This window comes from Mycobacterium sp., from assembly GCF_008709575.1.
In the GTDB taxonomy this organism is placed as follows: domain Bacteria; phylum Actinomycetota; class Actinomycetes; order Mycobacteriales; family Mycobacteriaceae; genus Mycobacterium.
In genome coordinates this window covers 1-920 of sequence record NZ_VYIK01000211.1, presented here as the reverse complement: position 1 = coordinate 920, position 920 = coordinate 1, and the positions used below count along the sequence as shown (strand labels likewise).

General features: G+C 67.8%; 2 protein-coding genes and 1 pseudogene. 1 reads left to right on the top strand and 2 read right to left on the bottom strand.

The window, feature by feature from the left end:
• The coding region (locus tag F6Q13_RS17955) for a DUF190 domain-containing protein (RefSeq protein WP_293059436.1) at window positions 1-269 on the top strand (269 nt) is incomplete at its 5' end.
• Window positions 270-302: 33 nt separating this feature from the next.
• Here F6Q13_RS17955 and F6Q13_RS17950 read toward each other — a convergent pair.
• Window positions 303-671 (bottom strand): DUF488 domain-containing protein, encoded by a 369-nt coding sequence (locus F6Q13_RS17950; RefSeq protein ID WP_293059434.1) that lies wholly within the window; start codon window positions 669-671, stop codon window positions 303-305.
• 37 nt (window positions 672-708) lie between these two features.
• Window positions 709-920: pseudogene (locus F6Q13_RS17945) on the bottom strand (LLM class flavin-dependent oxidoreductase); the annotation flags it as partial.

Below are 920 nucleotides of genomic sequence, written 5' to 3'. Positions count from 1 at the left end.
TGGCCCGCGGCGCGACCGTGCTGCGCGGGATCTGGGGATTCCACGGTGACCATGAGCCGCACGGGGACAAGCTTTTTCAGTTGGTCCGGCGGGTGCCGGTGGTCACGATTATCATCGACCGGCCGGAGTGGATCGTGCGCAGTTACGACATCGTCGACGAGCTGACCGCCGGGCACGGTGCGGTGACCAGTGAGATGGTGCCGGCGGCGGTGTCCCTGGAGGGGCCGAAACGGCACGGCGGCGCCCGGCTGGCGCAGCTCGATTACTGACCGTTGCCGTTGGGCCCGTAGCCCGCCCGGGCGTCAGCGACCTTTGAGCACCTGCGCCAGCACCGCGGCCTGGCTGCCGTCGATGTCGCGGGTCGCGGTCACCAGGGTCACCGGGCCGTGTCTGGCCAGTTCGCGAAGATCCTCCAACGCCCTTTTGCGGGCCTCGTTGTGGGCAAGTTCTGTCTTGTACCGCGCAGCGAACTCCTCGAAACGTTCAGGCTTGTGGCCGTACCAGTCCCTTAGCTCCGTGGACGGAGCGACGTCCTTGAGCCAGGTGCCCACCCGAGGATCATCTTTGCGAAATCCGCGCGGCCACAACCGGTCCACCAGGATCCGCTGGCCGTCGGCGGGGCCGGGATGGTCGTAGACCCGGGCCACCCGGATTCGGCTCGTGGCGCTCATCGTGCCAAGATACCCCGGCCGGGCGGGGCGCCGGGCGTCAGCCCACGGCGGGCAAGACCTCGTCGACGAGCAGCTGCAGCGACTTCCATGCTTCATCGACGGGCATACCGCCGACCAGCGGGTGCAGCACGAGCGGCCCGTAGTTCTCGGCGTCGCGGATTTCGGCGATCAGCTGGTCAGGAGTCAGGAACCGATATCGCCCCGACGCCTTGACTTCGTCCAGTGTCCGAACCCCGGGCAGATGCATGA

What these genes read in the sequence shown, in the direction of transcription:
- F6Q13_RS17950 (WP_293059434.1), bottom strand. Translation starts at nt 671, where the DNA reads ATGAGCGCCACGAGCCGAATCCGGGTGGCCCGGGTCTACGACCATCCC.